This window comes from Pelomonas nitida (genome assembly GCF_043555975.1).
GTDB lineage: Bacteria > Pseudomonadota > Gammaproteobacteria > Burkholderiales > Burkholderiaceae_C > Pelomonas > Pelomonas nitida.
On the sequence record NZ_JBIGIA010000011.1, the window covers coordinates 118,027 to 135,182 of the forward strand.

Below are 17,156 nucleotides of genomic sequence, written 5' to 3' on the forward strand. Positions count from 1 at the left end.
GTGCAAATCCCGGCGTGGCGCTGGGTCTGTTTGCTAATGCCGCGGCCCGTGGCGGGTGCCATTCGTCATGGCGTGTTCAGGCGGGCATGGCGGCCAGGCGTGCACGCATGACGGCGTGGCCGATGTCGGGCCCCTTGGCGCCGCGCGCGATGGCCGCCGCGCTCGCCGCAGCGAGGTCCACGGCCTGCGTGGCGCGCAGGTCGGCCAGCAGCCGTTCGCGCTGCGGATAGTCGCGGTTCTCGAATCTCAGACGGCCGCGGGCATCGCACTCGCAGGCCCATAGCAGTTCGGCGAAACGCTCGGGCCGCCGCCAGGCGTCGCAGCGCGCCATCAGCCGCAGCCGCGCTTCGGCGCTGAAGCCGCTGCTCTGATGCACATGCGTGTGCTCGCGCGCCACCAGCTCGGCCAGCTCGCGGCAGTCGGCCGGCACCTTCCAGCGTGCGCTGACGAGGCTGGCGAGTTCTTCGCTGCGCTGTTCGTGCCCGATGTGGCGGGGCAGTTCCTCGGGGGGTGTCGTGCCCTTACCGAGGTCGTGGCACAGGCAGGCGTAGCGCACGGTCAGCGGCGCGCCCTGCCGCGCGCATTGGTCCAGCACCATCATGAGGTGGACGCCGGTGTCGATCTCCGGATGGTGGGCCTCGGGTTGCGCCACGCCGAACAGCGCCTCCACCTCGGGCAGCAGCTTGGCCAGCGCCCCCGCCTCGCGCAGCACCGCGAACATGCGCGACGGCTGCTTCTCCATCAGCCCGCGCGACAGCTCCTGCCACACGCGCTCGGCCACCAGCGCGTCCACCTCGCCGGCGGCCACCATCGCGCGCATCAGCGCGACGGTCTCGGGCGCAACGGTGAAGTCGGCGAAGCGCGCCGCGAAGCGCGCCAGGCGCAGGATGCGCACGGGGTCTTCGGCGAAGGCCGGCGACACATGGCGCAGCACCCGGTCCTGCAGGTCGCGCTGGCCGCCGTGGGGGTCGACGATGGCGCCATGCGCGTCCTCGGCCATCGCGTTGATCGTCAGGTCGCGGCGTGCGAGGTCCTGCTCCAGCGTGACGTCAGGCGCGGCGTGGAAAGCGAAGCCGTGATAGCCGGCCGCCGTCTTGCGTTCGGTGCGCGCGAGTGCCACTTCGTCGTGCGTGTCGGGATGCAGAAAGACCGGGAAGTCCTTGCCGACGGGCTGGTAGCCGGCGTCCAGCAGGTCCTGCGGCGACGCGCCGACGACGACCCAGTCACGGTCCTGCACCGGCAGGCCCAGCAGGCGGTCGCGCACGGCGCCGCCGACGAGGTAGGTTTGAAAACTTGGCATCGCGGTGATTCTCTGCGCTGGCTGGACGTGGCTGCCCGGCGGTGACTCACCCGCGACCGCTACCGCTACCGCCTCTCGGGCGGCACGCCGCTCAGCGCCTCCACCAAGGTTGCATGCGCCGCCAGATCCACCGGCCGCAGCTTCGGCTCGGTCCGCGCCGGGTGGGCGCCGAGGTAGTTCTCGCCCTTCCAGTTGTGGGCCGGCCTGATGGGCCGCGGGACGAAGCCGCCGCCGCAGTTGGGACAGACGTTGCCCAGCAGGCCTTCCGCGCAGGCCGCGCAGAAGGTGCATTCGAAGCTGCAGATGCGGGCCTGGGTGGAGGCTGGCGGCAGCGCGGTGGCGCAGTGCTCGCAGCAGGGGCGCAGTTCCAGCATGGTCAGCGCCGCCCGGCCGCCCGAAGGCGCCGCGCGCCCCCTCGGGGGGCAGTGATCGAAAGCGAGCGTGGGGGCCTCATGCCCGCGCCGAGCGGTAAGGCTCGTCCTCGACGATGAAGTCCTGCTCGCGCAGCGAGTCGGCGATCCAGTCTTCCACGGCGGGGTGCGCCAGCACGGTGTCTCGGTACGCGGCGGCGGTCTCCGACAGCGGCAGGCCGAAACGGCTCAGCCGCACGGCCACCGGGGCGAAGTAGGCATCGGCGGCGCTGAAGCTGCCGAATAGGAAGGGGCCGCCGCTGTGCTTCAAGGCGTCACACCAGGCCGCGCCCAGCCGCGTGACGTCGGCGCGCAGCGCCTCGTCCTCGGCCCACAACCTCGCGCCGACATCGGGGAAGAAGGCCTCGATGTTCATCGGGCAGACGTTGCGCAGCCGCGTGAAGCCGGCGTGCATCTCGGCGCACAGGCTGCGCGCGCGGGCCCGGGCCTGCGTGTCAGCCGGCCAGATGGGCAGCTCGGGGTGGCGGTCGGCGATGTACTCGGTGATGGCCAGCGTGTCCCACACGGTGAAGCCATCGTCCTCCACCAGCACCGGCACGCGCTTCGTCGGCGTGATGGCCGAGATGGCGCGGCTCCATTCGGAGCCCGGCGTGAAGTCGAAGCGCAGCTTGACCTCCTCGAACGGAATGCCGAACGCCGCCAGCAGCACGCCGCTGCGCATGGACCAGGACGAGTAGTTCTTGTTGCCGATGTAGAGCTTCATGGGGCCTCGCTGTTAGGGCACAGAGCTTAGGTGGCGGGCTCGCGGCGTGTGTTGATCAATCCGCAACGGATTGATGCGCGAATCACGAGCCCGATCCCGCCGCTGCCGCTGCCGGCGGCACGTCGCTGACGTCGGCATCGCGGGCACCGGCCGGGCCGATGCTGGCGCCCAGGCGTTCACGCAGCTTGGTGGCCGGCAGGCCCAGGATCTGGGCGTAGACGGCGCCGCCCAGCAGCACCTTGCGCACGTAGTCGCGCGTCTCGTTGAACGGGATGTTCTCGGCCCAGATGGCGGACTCGAGCACCGGGCCGTCGCGCCAGCGGGCGGGCCGGCCGGGGCCGGCGTTGTAGGCCGCTGCGGCCAGCGCCTGCGCGCCTTCGAAGCGGTCCAGCACCAGCTTGAGGTAGCTGGTGCCGATGCGCAGGTTGAAGTCGCGGTCGTGCATCAGCGCGGCGTTGTAGTCGATGCCGACCTTCTTGGCCGTCCACTTGGCCGTGGCCGGCATGACCTGCATGAGGCCGGCCGCGCCCACATGCGAGCGCGCGTCCAGCACGAAGCGCGATTCCTGGCGGATCAGTCCGTAGACGTAGGCCGGGTCCAGCGCGGCGGCCTGGGCCTCACGCAGCAGCTCGGCCTTGTGCGGCAGCGGGTAGCGCTGGGTGATGTCGATCTCGGCCTTGGTGCGCTCGCTGGTGTTGATGCAGCGGTCCCAGACCTCGCGGTCGCAGGCCTCTTGCGCAGCGGCCAGCAACTGGCGGTCGCTCATGCCGCGCAGCGAGAAGTTCCACTCGCGCACGCCTTCGCTGCGCAGGCCTGCGCTCATGGCCAGCAGTGCCCGCGCCAGGCCCGGGTGGTTGCGCGCGGCGCGGCGCTCGTCGGCCGTCAGTGGCGCGGGAGCGGCGGGCAGCGGGGTGGGCAGCGCCAGGTCCTCGGCGGCGAGCCGGCCGAAGTAGCTCAGCGCTGCGCCCGGCGTGGCGGTGGCCAGTGCGGCGAGCTGGGCGCGCGCGGCGGCGGCGTCGCCCTGCATGCGCGTGGCGCGGGCTCGCCAGTACACCCAGCCGGGCTCGCGTTGTTCGGCGGCACTCATCTGCTCGATGGCGCGCAAGGCCACCGCCGGCTGCTTGGCGCGCAACGCGGCCCGCGCCGTCCAGGCGAGGGTGTCGTCGCTCCATGGCAGTTCCGGTGCGAGCTTGCGGGCGCGCTCGAACGCGGGCAGCGCGTCGTCCTGCAGCCGCAGCGCGGCCTGCCGGCCGATCTGCATCCACACCCAGGCCTGCAGGTCGCGGGGCAGCTGCGGCCATTTCTCCTGCATGACATCGCCGGCCTGGCTCGGGTCGGCAGCGGCCACGCGGGCCAGCGCCAGCGCCGTCAGCTCGGCTTCCTGGCGCGGGGCCGAGCGGGCCTTGCGGGTGAGGTAGCGGCCGGCGTTGTCCTGCAGCTCGGCCAGGCGCTGGTCCAGCAGCTTGCTGGAGAGCAGCGCCACGGCCTGCTTGGCGGCGCGGGGGCGGGCCTGCTCGACGGCCTGGCGGGCCTTGGCCCACAGCAGCTCGGGCTTGAAGAGGCCGGCCTCGACGAAGGTGGTGGCCAGCCAGTTGCAGCCGTCGTCGCCATCCTTCTGCGCCATCCAGGCGTCGCGCGCGGTCTCCACGCCGACGCGGTTGCCCGACAGGTGCTCGGCCAGCAGCGCATAGCAGGCCACCTCGCGGTCGTCGCGCATCTGGTAGCTCGCGTGGTCGCGGCGAAAGCCCGCCCAGTCGCGGCGGCGGCCCAGCTCCAGCAGCCAGTCGTTGCGCAGCCGGTCCTCGACATAGCTGCCGGGGAAACGGGCGTAGAAGGCGTCCATCTCGGGCTGGCGCACCTCCAGCAGCCGCGCGTTCAGCTCGTAATACTCGACCCAACCCGCCAGCGGGTGGCTCTGCGCGCGGGCGGTGTCGACGAGGGCCGCGAGGCGCTTGCGGTCACGCTTGACCCAGGCGTCGCGGGCCTGCACCGCGAGCTCGCCGTCGACCGGGGCGGGCGGGGGGGCCGCATCCGCGCTCAGCGACACGACCATCGCGAGCGCCACTGCGGCCCTCCACATGTACCCACCCCTGCTGCCTTGCTTGCCGTTCACTGCGCTTGCCATCGGTTCAATTTAACCCACCGGGCCCGAGGCTTGGGGTTTTCACGATGGGTTCCAATACGCGCAATTCCACGTCAGCGCGCCCATGACCGCAGCCGCCCTTTCCGACCGAGCCGACCTTCGCCGCAGCCTGCTGGCCGCGCGGCGCGCCTTTGCCGACACGGCGGTGTTCCAGGCGGCGCAGCACGCCGTGCGCGAAGCGCTGGCGCCGCTGCTGGCGCAGCTGGAGCCCGAGCTGCTGGGCGTCTACTGGCCGCTGCCGGGTGAGTTCGATGTCGGCGTTCAGCCCTGGCCCCGTGCGCTGCCGTTCGCCAGGCGCGACCCGGCGGAGATGCTGTTTCGCCGCTGGGACGGCAGCGTGCCGACCGTGCAGGACGAATGCGGCATCGCGGCCAGCAGCGGCGCGGTTGCCGTGCCCGATGTCGTGCTGGTGCCCTGCGTCGGCTTCACGCGCGAAGGCTTTAGGCTCGGCTACGGCGGCGGCTATTTCGATCGCTGGCTGGCCGCCCATCCCGGCGTGACGACCGTCGGCCTGGCGTGGTCTGCGGCCGAGGCGTCATTTCCCGTCGAGGCGCATGACCGCGCCCTGACGGTCATCCTCACCGAGCGCGAGCTCATCACCCCCGACTGAAGCCTGAAAGGACCCCCGCACGATGCACGACGGCATGACCCTGATCTCCACGTTGGCTGCGGCCTTCGGCCTCGCACTCGTGCTCGGGCTGCTGGCCCAGTGGGCGCGCTTACCGGCCCTGGTGGGCTATCTGCTGGCGGGGGTGCTGATCGGGCCGTACACGCCCGGCTTCGTCGGCGACGTGCACCTGGCGCAGCAGCTGTCGGAGGTGGGCGTCATGCTGCTGATGTTCGGCGTGGGCCTGCACTTCTCCGTGGGCGACCTGATGTCGGTGAAGGGCATCGCGCTGCCTGGTGCGCTGGTGCAGATGGTGGCGGCCACCGCCATGGGCGCCGGCCTGGCGCACTTCTGGTGGGGGTGGGACCTGGGGGCCTCGCTGATCTTCGGCCTGGCGCTGTCGGTGGCCAGCACGGTGGTGCTGCTGCGCGCGCTGGAGTCACGCGAGCTGCTGCACACGGGCAACGGCCGCATCGCCGTGGGCTGGCTGGTCGTCGAGGACCTGGCCATGGTGCTGGCGCTGGTGCTGATCCCGGTGTTGGGCGGGCAGGGCGAGGGGGCGGGCGGCAGCAGCCTGGCCGTCACCGTCGTCACGACCTTGCTGGCCGTCGCGGCCTTCGTGGCCGTCATGCTGATCGCCGGGCGGCGCCTGCTGCCGTGGCTGCTGTGGCAGGTCAACCGTACCGGCTCGCGCGAGCTGTTCACGCTGGCCACCGTGGCCGCGGCCGTGGGCCTGGCGGTGGGCGCGGCGGCGCTGTTCGGCGTGAGCGTGGCGTTGGGCGCGTTCTTCGCCGGCCTGGTGCTACGCGAATCGGCCTTCAGCGAGCGCGCCGCGCACGAAAGCCTGCCGCTGCGTGACGCGTTCGCGGTGCTGTTCTTCGTCGCCGTGGGCATGTTGTTCGATCCCAAGGTGCTGATCGAGCAGCCGCTGGCCGTGCTGGCGACCGTGGCCGTCATCCTGGTCGGCAAGACCTTTGCGGCCGGCGTGCTCGTGCTGCTGTTGAAGTACCCGCTGTCCACGGCGTTGACGGTGGCCGTGAGCCTGGCGCAGATCGGCGAGTTCAGCTTCATCCTGCTGGGCCTGGGGCAGAGCCTGCACCTCGTGCCCGCGCAGGCGACCAGCCTGGTCGTGGCCGGTGCCATCGTCTCCATCGCGGTGAACCCGCTGCTTTTCGCGGGCGTGGAGCCGCTGCGCCACTGGGTGCTGAAGCGCTCGGCCTGGGCGCGCAAGCTGGAGGCGCGCGACGATCCGCTGGCCGAATTGCCGGCCGACACGCCCAGCACGGCGCTGTCGGGGCAGATCGTGCTGGTGGGCCACGGCACGCTGGGCACGGCGCTGCACGAGTTGCTGGGCGACCGGCCGCTGGTGGTCATCGACCGCGACCGTGACGTGGTGGAGCAATTGCGCGGCGCCGGCCAGGCCGCCGTGCTGGGCGACGCCGCCGAGGCCATGACGCTGGTGCAGGCCCACATCGCCCAGGCCGCCTGGTTGGTGGTGGCGCTGGCCGACGTGCGCGGTGTGCCCGCCCTGCTGGCGCTGGCCCGCCAGCTCAACCCGGAACTGCGCTGCGCCGTGCTGGCGCACACCGACGAGGAAGAGCAGTGGCTGGGCGAGGCCGGCGTGAGCCATGTGCTGCGCTCGCAGCGGGCGCTGGCGCAGGCGCTGGCGAGGGTGGTCGCCGAGCCGCGGGCGGTGGTGGCGTCTCACTGAGGGGCGTGGCGGGTGCCCGCCGGGGATGGCTCAACCCATGCCAAGGCGCTGGAGCGCCGTGCCGGATCGTTCCGCTGAGGCGAGCCTCTACACCCCCGCCAACTGATCCCGCGTGATCGCCGCCTGCTCCTTCACCCAGTCGGCGAACTGCTGCACCTCGGGCCGCCGTGCCGCGTTGGGGCCGACGATGAGCCAGTAGCTGAACGGGCTGCCCAGGCGGCCGGCCTTGCCGAAGGGCTCGACCAGTTCACCCCGTTGCAGCTGCTCGTGCACCAGCGGCAGCCGCGCCAGCGCAACGCCCTGGCCGGTCAGCGCGGTCTGTACCTGCTGGTAGGTGAAGTTCAGGTAGAGCCAGCGGCGCGGCTGCAGGTCGGGTTCGCCCTGGGCGGTCAGCCAGCGGCGCCAGCCCAGGTACTCGGCGCTGGGTCGGGCGTCGTCCTCCTCGGCCAGCGCGTGGCGGGCGAGGTCGGCGGGCTTCTTCAGCGGCGCGGGCGGCTTCTGCAGATACCAGGGGCTGACGGTGGGTGACAGCAGCTCCTCGAACAACTGCACGGCATCCGGCGGCACGGAGGGTCGGTCGTCGTAGCGCAGCGCGAGGTCGATCTCGCCGTCCTCCAGGTCCACGCGGCGGTCGTAGGCGGAGACGCGGATGTCGATGTCTTCGTTGGCGCGCTGGAAGGCTTCCAGCCGCGGGATCAGCCACAGCGATGCGAAGGAGGCGAACGTCGTCACGTTGACGATGCGCCGGCCGCGGGTGCGGCGGATCTGGCGCACCGTCTGGTCCAGCTTGGACAGCACCGACACGGCCGTGGGCAGCAGCACGGCGCCTTCGCCGGACAGCTCCACCTTGCGTGTGCCGCGCAGGAACAGCGTGCAGCCGATCTCCTCTTCCAGCGCCTGGATCTGCCGGCTGATGGCCGACTGCGTGAGGCTCAACTCCTCGGCCGCCGCGCGGAACGACAGCAGCCGGGCGACGGCCTCGAAGGCGCGCAACGGGCCGATGGACAGCGGGCGTTGCCGGGGGACGGGATGGTCGGACATGCGCGTGGCGGGCGGGCGCGATTGATGCGCGGATCGTATCAATCGCTGCGGCGCATTCATTGGACCGCCTTGGGGCTTCTCAGCAGAATCCCTGATATCAACGCAGGAGAGACATCATGAGCGATGCGCAATCGGTATGGCATCTGGCCGGCGGCCGGGCGCTGACGCTGGCCGGCGCCGCAGAAGCCCGCCGCCTGGCCGTGCAGCGTGGCCGGGTGTGGCTGACTTTGTCCGGCACCGCCGACCGCCCGGCCGAGGACTGCTGGCTGGCCGCCGGTGACGCCGTGGCGCTGGCGCCGGGGCAGACGGCCGTGCTGGAAGGCTGGCCGGCAGCGGAGTTCGAGCTGCTGGTGCCGCCCGGCTCAGCCGCGCCGGGCCGTGGTCTTTTTGGCGGCCGGCTGTTTGGCGGCGGGCTTGTTGGCCGTTGATTTGACCGCCCGCTTCGCGACGGCCGGGCCTGAGTTCTTGACCTTGGCATTGGCCGCCCGCAGCGCGGCCTCCAGCGCCAACCGCGCCCAGGGCAGCATCAGCGGCGGCGATTCCAGCGCTTCTTCCGGCGGGCGGAAGTAGCTCATCACCGTGCGCTCACCGTCCTTGGTCGGGTAGGTGAACGGCGCGCAGCCGGCGGCGACGAAGCGCTCTCGCGTCGAGTCGTCGGCCTTCAGGAACAGCTGGCCGTCATCGACGATGGCCATGAACAAGCCGTCCACGTAGAGCCCCTGGGCGCCGAACATCGCCCGCGTTCGCACGGGGCCCAGCGGCGACAGCATCTCCACGCAGAGTTCGGTGAAGGCGTCCATGGCGGCCTCAACCCTTCCAGGTAAAGGGGAAGTGCAGCTGCTTCACGAAGCCGTCGGGCACGTAGTCGCCCAGCACGCCGTACTGCTCCGGCCACTTGCGCTCCGACTGCACGGCGGTGCCGAACAGGTGGTCGAGAAACGCGAAATGAGCCGCGTAGTTCTTGTCCAGCGCCTCCTTGTCCTGCGAGTGGTGCCAGTGGTGGAAGTTGGGCGTCACGATGACGTAGCGCAGCGGGCCCAGCCGCACGCTGACGTTGGCGTGGTTGAACACGGCCTGGAAGCCGACGATGACGATGTAGGTGTCGATGACTTCCTTGCTGAAGCCCAGCACGAAGATCGGTGCCAGCACCAGCGTGCGCGTGATGATGAGCTCCAGGATGTGCTGCCGCGAGCCGGCCAGCCAGTCCATGCTCTTCACGCTGTGGTGCACGGCGTGCAGCCGCCACAGCGTGGGCACCTCGTGATAGGCCCGGTGCGTCCAGTACTGCACCAGGTCGGCCACCAGGATGATGAGGAACAGGGCCACGCCGAAGGGCAGGTCTTGCACCCAGGCGCGGATGCCGTCCTTGGCTGCCCAGCCGAACAGCTTGTGCACCAGCAGGTTGGTGGCCAGCAGCACGAAGCCCACGGCCAGGTGGTTGACGATGAAGTGGTGGAAGTCGGTCTGCCACTCGGGGCGGAACACCGGCTGGTCGCGGCGCAGCGCGAACAGCTTCTCGATGAAGACGAAGATCAGCGTGGAGCCCAGCAGGTCGAGGATGAACCAGTCCAAGCCGATGTAGGGCGTGTGGTCGGGGAAGTTCGGGTCCACCTCCACCTTGTGGCCACCCAGCGCCAGCGCCAGGCCCAGCAGCACGAAGGTCCACAGCGCCAGCCAGCGCGCGCGGCTGAACACGATGTTGAACAGCGCCAGCGCGCCCGAGATGACCAGGCTCCAGTACAGCAGGCGCCGGATGACCTCCACGTCGTAGGACTGGCGCAGCTGAGGTGTCGTCAGGTACTGCGGAAAGTGGAAGGCCAGCACGCCCAGGAAACACAGGATGGCCAGGGTGAATGCGATGACGCCGCTGATGAGCCCCTTGCCCGGCCTGAGTTCGCCGCTGGATTCGCTGAGTTGGTTGATCCGGTTCAACATGTGTCGTCTTTCCCTGGGGACTGCTTCGAGGCGCGACTCTACCGAGGCCGCCGAGTGGCCCACAATGGCTGCATTCACCGGCCCGCGAGGAAGCACCCACCTTGGACGCCAATGACCGCTCCGCCATCCGGCACAAGCTCATCGAGCAACGTCTGGCGTTGCCCAACCGCCTGGCGCTGGCCGGCGACCTGCAGGAGGTGCTGCGGGTCTGGCTGCTGCGCCGCCGCGAGACCACCATCGGCGCCTACTGGCCCATCAAGGGCGAGTTCGACCCGCTGCCCGCGCTGTACCGCTGGAGCGAGGATCACCCGGAGCGCCGCATCGGCCTGCCGGTCGTGGACAAGGTGCATGGCACGCTGCGTTTTCACGTCTGGTACCCCGGCTGCCCGATGGAGGAAGACGCTTTCCACATCCCCAAGCCCAAGGGCACCGAGGAATTCCAGCCCCAGCTGATGCTGGTGCCCTGCCTGGGCTTCGGCCCCTGCGGGTTGCGGCTGGGCTACGGCGGTGGCTTCATGGACAAGACGCTGGCCGAGATGTCGCCGCGCCCGGTGGCGGTGGGCATCGGGTATGCGCATGGCTTCCTGCCGTTGCTCAAGCCCAGCGCGCTGGATGTGCCGCTGGATGCGATGTTGACGGAGGAGGGGGTGGTGTGGGATCGGGAAGGGTGATGGTTGCGGCTTGCCTTGGCCGACATCGCGGCTGCGCGGTGCATTGCCGGGAGTCCGCCCCGGCGGGCGGGTAACTTTCTTCTGTCTTGCCAGAAGAAAGTCACCAAAGAAGAGGCGCTGAACCGCACACGAGCACCAAACGGCCGTGGCGCGGCGTGCAACAGCCCAAGCCACCGCCCCCATGCGAGCCGCTGCGCTCTCGCGTCTGACTTGTGACGAACACCAGCCATCGCGCCAGCTCGCCGTCCGACGCGCGGCTGCACGCCGTGCTCACCAAAACAGCCGAATGCAGCGCCGCCCGGGCGGCGCGGCTGTTAGGTCTTCAGGCTGCCCAGCGCCGGCGTGCAGCCGCGCGTTAAGCGGCATGAAGGTCCGAGCCGTGGTGCCCGGCACAAGTGGTGGGCGAGAGCGCAGCGGCTCGCGTTGCGGGCATGTCTCGCTTCGAGCTTGCGAGCGCGGCACCCTGCTCGAGTGCGGATTGCGTTGGCGCCTCTCTTTTGGTGACTTTTCTCTGGCGTGGCAGAGAAAAGTTACCCGCCCTCGCGGGGCGGATTCCCGCGGCACTGCGAGGAGTCGCAAGGCTCTTCGCATAGGCAACAAAGACAAGCGGCCTGCCTCACAATCCGAACGTCTCATCACCACTCACGGACTCACCATGTTCAAGCCCGCCCTGTTGACCCTTACGACCGCCGCGCTGCTGCTGACCCAGGCTGCCCAGGCCCAGACCAAGCCCTGTGAAGAGCTGAAGGCCGAGATCGCCGCCAAGCTCGACGAAAAAGGTGTCAAGGATTACGAAATCGCCATCGTCGACAGCGACAAGGTCGGTGACGCCAAGGTCATCGGCAGCTGCGAAGCCGGCGCGAAGAAGCTGACCTACGTACGCAAGTGATCCCTGGAGCGGCGCATGAGCCTTTATCTTGACCACCTCAACACGCTGCAGCGCCAGGCCGAAGCCGCGCTGGAGCGCGCCGGCTTCGATGCGCTGCTGATCGCGTCCGGCATCGAGAAGTTCGCCTTCCTCGATGACCGGCCGTACCTGTTCCAGCCCAACCCGCACTTCAAGCACTGGCTGCCGCTGACCAGCCATCCGAATTCCTGGATCGCCGTGCGGCCCGGCAAGAAGCCGCGCGTCGTCTACTTCCAGCCCGATGACTACTGGCATGTGCCGCCCAGCGCGCCCAGCGGCGAGTGGGTGGACGCCGTCGAGCTGGTCGTCATCCGCGAGCCCGAGGACGCCGCCCAGGCGCTGGCCGATCTCGTCACGCCGCGCACGGCCATCGTCGGCGAGGCGGATGCGGCACTGCCAGGCCTCACCCCCAACAACCCCGAGCCGCTGCTGAACTTGTTGCACTGGGCGCGCGGCGTGAAGACGCCCTACGAGCTGGCGCAGATGCGCGCCGCCCAGCGCCGCGCCGTGCCCGCGCACCGGGCCGCGCACCAGGCCTTTCTCGCCGGCGGCAGCGAGGCGGCCATCCACCGCGCCTACCTCGTCGCCAGCGGCCACACCGACCGCGACCTGCCCTACACCAACATCATCGGCCTCAACGAGCACGCGGCCGTGCTGCACTACCAGTACCAGGACGAGCGCCCGCCGGCCGAGTCGCGCAGCTTCCTCATCGATGCTGGTGCTCAGGTGAACGGTTATGCCAGCGACATCACGCGCACCTGGAGTGCGCCGGGCCACGACGAGTTCGCCGCGCTGATCGCGGCGATGGAGGTTGAGCAACTGGGCCTCGTCGATGAGGTGCGCGAAGGCGTGGACTATCGCGACATCCACCTCAGCGCCCACCGCCGCACGGCACGCCTGCTGCGCAACGCCGGCATCGTCAAGATGAGCGAAGAGGCCATGGTGGAAGAGGGCGTTACCAAGCCCTTCTTCCCGCACGGCATCGGCCACCTGTTGGGCCTGCAGGTGCATGATGTGGGCGGCTTCATGGCCAGCGAGACGGGCGGCGTGGCGACCAAGCCCGCCGGCCACCGCTACCTGCGCCTGACGCGCCCGCTGCAGGCCGGCATGGTGGTCACCATCGAGCCGGGGCTGTACTTCATCCCGATGCTGCTGCGCGAGCTGCGCGCGTCGAAGAACGCCGGCCATGTGGACTGGGCCACCGTCGATCGACTGTCACGTTATGGCGGCATCCGCATCGAGGACGACGTGGCCTGCCGCGCGGGCGGCGAGGCGCCGGAGAACCTGACGCGGGATGCGTTCGCGGCCACCGGCGATTGATGCGCTCTGCTCGTCGGGGCGGTGACGCGAACCGGGCAGCTTTGGTGGCTGGATTCGGCCAGGAGCGGTCGTCCGCAGACGACTGGTATGCGGAGGTCAACCCGGTGCCCCACACGGAATCGGTGGCCATGTCACGACGGGGCTGCTACCTCCATTGCGCGCGGTCCGAGCGGCTGGCAAAGTCGCGCCGGTCCACGCCGCTTTTCACTTCAATTTAATGACCGTCCACACCCTGTCCGCTGGACAAATTTCCCATGCGCAACAACGCTTTATGGCGAATCATGCGAGCCTAGTTAAGCAGCAGGCGGCGGAGTTCTGCGGCACGGGCTGCCGGATAAACCAATAGTTAGATTGCTATGACTCACGACCCACGAACAGAGCCGTTGCGGGAGTGGAACCGGCTTGCCAGGGAGAACACCGAGAACGCGATCGTCTCGTCAATGTTCGAAGCCGCAAGCAAGGCGTCGAAACCACTGGAAGAATTTTCGACATGGCTGCTGGTCGGGGCCGCAGCGGTTGCCTCATTTCTCATAGCTAACTCAGACAAGGTTCTTCCGCTACTCGGAGCGAGAGGCTTTTCTTGGTGTGGCGCTCTGCTTTGCCTCTCGTGCTTGTTTGGCCTTCTCTCAAAGCTGATAGGTCTGCGGGCTCATATCGGGAAAGAGACGGGCGAGGCAGTCAGAAAGACTTTTGCAGAGCACCTTGCACGCTACGAGGTGGAGGAGGAAAAGATCCGGCAAGGCGCGAAGTTCTGGGGAATAGATCTTCAGACTGGGATTCGTATTGATCGCGTGCTTTCGGAGTTCTATAAGCCGCTGCCTTGGTGGGCTACGTGGCTGGCAAAGCGTCAGTTGAAGAAACATGCGGGGAATCCGCAGGTCGGCCACATCATCCTCATTAATAGCCTGAACTGGCAGGGGTACTTTGCGGCAGGTCAAGCCCTCGCCTTTCTTGCGTTTCTTGTGGCTGGGTTCGTTTATGCAGCAGCAATATAACCATTCCATCGAGCGGATGTCTTGCCGACTGCGTCGTCAATCCACCGTTCATGTCAAACGTTGAACATCCGGTTCGCGGCGGCTCCCTTGGCCCAGGCGTACTTCTGCTTCGGGTCGGTAGCTGGCATTGCACGCCGACATCGTGAACCCCAGCGGTCCGGCACCGTGCGTCGGGCTTCGACTGACCCACGCTATGTGTCTACGCGCTGGTTGCGGGCCGCATTGGTGGCGGCTGGTCTCCCCGTGAGTCCCAGCCGGGATTTCGTCCCGGCGGCCGACCTACTTTCTTGCACGCGCAAGAAAGTAGGCAAAGAAAGCGCCCCTGTTCCGTCGCCCCTTCGCTGCGCGAAGGGGTCCCCTGCGTGCCGTGCCGCTTGCATGCGGCACGGCGTTCGGCAGGCGTCGCGCAGCACGCAGGTGCTGCGCTCGGCCCTGCCTCACTGCGTCGGAACCCGAGGCCCGCGCAAAACTCCCTGCGTTCGCTGCGCTCACTTCGGTCAGACAGTTGCGCGGAGTCAGTTCACGAAGCGAGCTTCGCTCGCGCCTCGGGCTCCTGCGCTTCTCGGCTCCTCCAAAGGGGAACCCCGCAACAGCCAAACGCCGAAGCCGGCTGCCGCGAGGTATTCGTCTTGCCCCCTTCGGCACCGCCGAGCAGGGCAAGGCCTTGAGGGCGTGCGCGAAGCGCACTTCGTGAACTGACTCCGTGCGGCTGTCTGACCGGAGCGAAGCGGAGGGAGTTCCGCACGGGCCCGCAAGGCCTGAGCAGCGCAGGGAACCGCTCGCGCAGCGGGCGGCGGTGCGGTCCGGGGGCGTTTCTTTGCCTACATTCTTGTCGACACAAGAAAGTAGGTCGCCCGCCGGGGCGAAATCCCGGCGCGATGCAACGGGTCAAGCCGACCGTCGCCAAGACCTCCTCAACAGCGCGCCCCTCAAGGCCGCGCAGCGTTGCCGGCCCCAGCCCGGGCCTGTGGATCACCGTACAGCACTCCCCGCCCGTGCGTGCCCACGTAAACGCGGCCGAAGACCTTGGGGTCGCCGTTGACTTGCAGGATCAGGCCCCACTGGTGGGCGTCGTCGTTGATGCGCTGCCAGGTCTTCGCGGCGTCGGTGGAGCGGAACAGGCCGTAGCGGCCTGACACGGTGCCGACGAGGTAGAGGGCGGGTTCCTTCGCACCCTGCGCCGCGCGGCCGAAGCCGAAGGCGTGGATCTCGTCGACGCCAGGCTGCTGCTTGAAGGCCTTGCCGTCGCCGGCCCGGTACAGGCCGTGGAAGGCCGCGACCCAGAGATCGCCCTCGCGACCCGGCGTGGCGTAGAGGCGGTCCTGCCCGCCGCGGTCGTCGCCGCGGTCGCTGCGGTTGTGGCCGCCAGCGGCGGCGCGCAGGACCGGGCCGTCCGGCAACGCGAGCGGCCGGCTCGTGAACGTGAGGCCACGGTCGTTGCTCGTGAAGAGCTGGTCGTCGAACAGCGCCATTGCGTGGAAGCGCTGCGGGTTCACGCGGTCGGCGATGACGCGGGTGCCGACGGGCAGGCCTTGCACAGCCGTCCACGTGTCACCGCGGTCGTGCGTGACGTGGGGCAGGGCACCCTTGGGTGTCCACACCCAGGCCTTGCCGTCGGCGGACACGGCGATGAAGCCGTCGCCGGTGGTCGCGCCGGCCGGCACGGTCTTGGGCTCGCGCCAGATCTTGCCGCCGTCCAGCGAGTAGCCGAGGTTCTTGCCGCCGTCGCGGGCGTGGCCGATGCGCACGATGACCTCGGGCGCCCGCTCCGCGCCGGTCACGTCGTGCGTGTTGCCGAAGAAGGGCGGCTTGGGGTTGCCTGGCGCCGGTTTGTCGAGGTCGGTGTGCACGAAGCCGGAGTAGTCGCCGATGGCCGTCACCAGCGGCACGCCTTGGGTCGGGCTGTGCAGCGCGAGGGCCACGGTCTCCTCGATGCCGCCGGCCATGACGCGCCAGTGCGTGGGCTGGCCTTTGTCGGCGGCGGTCAGGTCCAGCGTCTCCCAGCCGCCGTAGCCGGTGGTGAAGAGCGCGTGGTCGGGATTGGCGGGATTGATCTTGACGTCGTAGAGCCAGTGCAGATGGGTGTCGGCCACATAGGGCGCGGCGGCGGCGTCGAACCGGGCGGTGGCGAACAGGGATTGCCACGTCGTGCCGCCGTCGGTGCTGCGGAACAGCTCGTCACCCTTGGCACGGCCGGCGGTGCTGGCGAGCAGGCGCTGCGGATGAGTGGGGTCCACGGTGATCGTGGCGTAACCGAAGGGTTGGGCGGCGCTGGGGCGCTCGGGCGTGATGTCGGCCCATGTCTGCGTGCGTGGGTCGTGCCGCCACACCGATCCGTCCTTCATGCGGTGCGGGCCGGGGTCACTGGCGTACGCGATGTAGAGCCGGCCGTCGCTGGCGAGCGCCGCGCGCATGGGGCGGTGCTGCGCCGGGCCGCCGGGCACCGGCTGCCAGCTGGCGCCGGCGTCGCGGCTGACCCACAGCCCCGGCCGGCCGACGACGGACACACCGGCGTAGATCGTGCGGCTGGGCTGGCCGCGCGTGCCGCTGCTCGGGTCGAACAGCACGAAGTTGATCGTCGCCTTGCCGTCGCTGCCGCCCCAACTGGGCGGTGGGCCGTCGGACTCGTGGCGCTGCCAGGCGCTGTCGGGAAAGGCGTCGACACGCTGGAAGCTGCGTGCGCTGTCGGTGCTGCGCCACAGGCCGGCCAGGCGGCTGCCGAGGTAGAGCACGCGGCCGTCGTTGGGGTCCACGGCCAGGCGCTCGCCGTTGCCGCGCCCGCCCTCATTGCCGCCCAGTTTGAACGGCAGCTCGGTGCGCTGGAACGTGCGGCCGCGGTCGTGCGAGCGCAGCACGGCGCCGTTGGGCACCAGCGGATTGGTGTAGGTGCCGCAGGCGAGGTAGAGAGCGTCAGGGTCGTTCGCGTCGACGGCCAGGCTTTCGACGCCCATCAGGTTCACGTCCTTCAGCGGCAGCCCGTCGAGCAGCGGCTGCCAGGGGCCGGTGGCGCTGTCGCGGCGGTAGGCGCCGCCCATGTCGGTGCGGGCATAGGCCAGGCCTGGCACGGCGGGCTGGAAGGCGATGCCGCTGACGAAGCCGCCGCCGACGATGGCCACGGGGCGCCAGCGGTAGGGCTGGTCGGTTGATGCCGGCGTGCCGGCGAGCGCGATCTGGGCGCCGAGCAGCGCGCCCAACAGGGGCTTGAGTGGGTTCATGTCTCCAACGGGGTCTTGTTCTCGGAGATGGGATCGTAATTTGTTCGCTCCTCGAACAAATATCGGCCACTGAAAAAACACCTGCGCCAGCGCCCTCGGCTCGCGGTGGCGACGGCCGCCGGGTCGGGGTTCCCCGCAGGTCGGCGCGGCGATGGAGGTGGCATACTCAAAACCAAA

At 69.5% G+C, this 17,156-nt stretch carries 15 protein-coding genes; 7 read left to right on the forward strand and 8 right to left on the reverse strand.

Translation table 11 applies throughout. From position 1 onward, the window contains the following. Positions 1-76: 76 nt before the first annotated feature. The 4 genes from ACG00X_RS15370 to ACG00X_RS15385 form a co-directional block, all read right to left on the reverse strand. Complete coding sequence (locus ACG00X_RS15370; RefSeq protein WP_394489069.1) at positions 77-1,300, reverse strand: multifunctional CCA addition/repair protein; 1,224 nt, start codon at positions 1,298-1,300, stop codon at positions 77-79. Positions 1,301-1,365: 65 nt separating this feature from the next. Beyond that, the gene (locus tag ACG00X_RS15375) at positions 1,366-1,674 is read right to left on the reverse strand and encodes a DUF1272 domain-containing protein (protein ID WP_394489070.1); all 309 of its coding nucleotides are present in this window, start codon (positions 1,672-1,674) and stop codon (positions 1,366-1,368) included. Positions 1,675-1,750: 76 nt separating this feature from the next. Beyond that, on the reverse strand, positions 1,751-2,434 hold the full coding sequence (locus ACG00X_RS15380; protein WP_394489071.1) for a glutathione S-transferase: 684 nt from the start codon (positions 2,432-2,434) through the stop codon (positions 1,751-1,753). An 82-nt stretch (positions 2,435-2,516) separates the two neighbouring features. Continuing rightward, positions 2,517-4,499 carry a lytic transglycosylase domain-containing protein gene (locus ACG00X_RS15385; RefSeq protein ID WP_394489072.1) on the reverse strand — a complete coding sequence of 661 codons (1,983 nt, stop codon included), beginning with the start codon at positions 4,497-4,499 and terminating at the stop codon, positions 2,517-2,519. 142 nt (positions 4,500-4,641) lie between these two features. Between ACG00X_RS15385 and ACG00X_RS15390 the strand changes: the two genes are divergently transcribed. Together ACG00X_RS15390 and ACG00X_RS15395 are read left to right on the forward strand one after the other, a co-directional pair. After that, a complete protein-coding gene (locus ACG00X_RS15390) occupies positions 4,642-5,187 on the forward strand; it encodes a 5-formyltetrahydrofolate cyclo-ligase (RefSeq protein WP_394489073.1) in 546 nt (181 codons plus the stop codon). A 22-nt stretch (positions 5,188-5,209) separates the two neighbouring features. After that, positions 5,210-6,895 carry a cation:proton antiporter domain-containing protein gene (locus tag ACG00X_RS15395; protein WP_394489074.1) on the forward strand — a complete coding sequence of 562 codons (1,686 nt, stop codon included), beginning with the start codon at positions 5,210-5,212 and terminating at the stop codon, positions 6,893-6,895. 87 nt (positions 6,896-6,982) lie between these two features. Here ACG00X_RS15395 and ACG00X_RS15400 read toward each other — a convergent pair whose 3' ends face one another. Next, on the reverse strand, positions 6,983-7,936 hold the full coding sequence (locus ACG00X_RS15400) for a LysR substrate-binding domain-containing protein (RefSeq protein ID WP_394489075.1): 954 nt from the start codon (positions 7,934-7,936) through the stop codon (positions 6,983-6,985). Between the two features lie 116 nt (positions 7,937-8,052). On the opposite strand from ACG00X_RS15400, the gene ACG00X_RS15405 reads away from it, so the two are divergent. After that, positions 8,053-8,364 carry a DUF2917 domain-containing protein gene (locus ACG00X_RS15405; protein WP_394489076.1) on the forward strand — a complete coding sequence of 104 codons (312 nt, stop codon included), beginning with the start codon at positions 8,053-8,055 and terminating at the stop codon, positions 8,362-8,364. On the opposite strand, the gene ACG00X_RS15410 is transcribed toward ACG00X_RS15405, so the two are convergent. Continuing rightward, positions 8,299-8,736, reverse strand: a complete 438-nt coding sequence (locus tag ACG00X_RS15410; RefSeq protein ID WP_394489077.1) for a TfoX/Sxy family protein — start codon at positions 8,734-8,736, stop codon at positions 8,299-8,301. The genes ACG00X_RS15405 and ACG00X_RS15410 overlap by 66 nt on opposite strands. Positions 8,737-8,743: 7 nt before the next feature. Continuing rightward, positions 8,744-9,871, reverse strand: a complete 1,128-nt coding sequence (locus ACG00X_RS15415; RefSeq protein ID WP_394489078.1) for a sterol desaturase family protein — start codon at positions 9,869-9,871, stop codon at positions 8,744-8,746. A gap of 101 nt (positions 9,872-9,972) precedes the next feature. Between ACG00X_RS15415 and ACG00X_RS15420 the strand changes: the two genes are divergently transcribed. The 4 genes from ACG00X_RS15420 (at position 9,973) to ACG00X_RS15435 (ending at position 13,764) form a co-directional block, all read left to right on the forward strand. Next, on the forward strand, positions 9,973-10,542 hold the full coding sequence (locus ACG00X_RS15420; RefSeq protein WP_394489079.1) for a 5-formyltetrahydrofolate cyclo-ligase: 570 nt from the start codon (positions 9,973-9,975) through the stop codon (positions 10,540-10,542). 655 nt (positions 10,543-11,197) lie between these two features. Further along, positions 11,198-11,431 carry a DUF1161 domain-containing protein gene (locus ACG00X_RS15425; RefSeq protein WP_394489080.1) on the forward strand — a complete coding sequence of 78 codons (234 nt, stop codon included), beginning with the start codon at positions 11,198-11,200 and terminating at the stop codon, positions 11,429-11,431. 15 nt (positions 11,432-11,446) lie between these two features. Then, positions 11,447-12,769 carry a Xaa-Pro dipeptidase gene (pepQ, locus tag ACG00X_RS15430; RefSeq protein ID WP_394489081.1) on the forward strand — a complete coding sequence of 441 codons (1,323 nt, stop codon included), beginning with the start codon at positions 11,447-11,449 and terminating at the stop codon, positions 12,767-12,769. Positions 12,770-13,125: 356 nt separating this feature from the next. Beyond that, the gene (locus ACG00X_RS15435; RefSeq protein ID WP_394489082.1) at positions 13,126-13,764 is read left to right on the forward strand and encodes a hypothetical protein; all 639 of its coding nucleotides are present in this window, start codon (positions 13,126-13,128) and stop codon (positions 13,762-13,764) included. A 929-nt stretch (positions 13,765-14,693) separates the two neighbouring features. Here the strand turns inward: ACG00X_RS15435 and ACG00X_RS15440 are convergent. Next, positions 14,694-16,979 carry a beta propeller repeat protein gene (locus tag ACG00X_RS15440; RefSeq protein WP_394489083.1) on the reverse strand — a complete coding sequence of 762 codons (2,286 nt, stop codon included), beginning with the start codon at positions 16,977-16,979 and terminating at the stop codon, positions 14,694-14,696. Positions 16,980-17,156 lie beyond the last annotated feature (177 nt).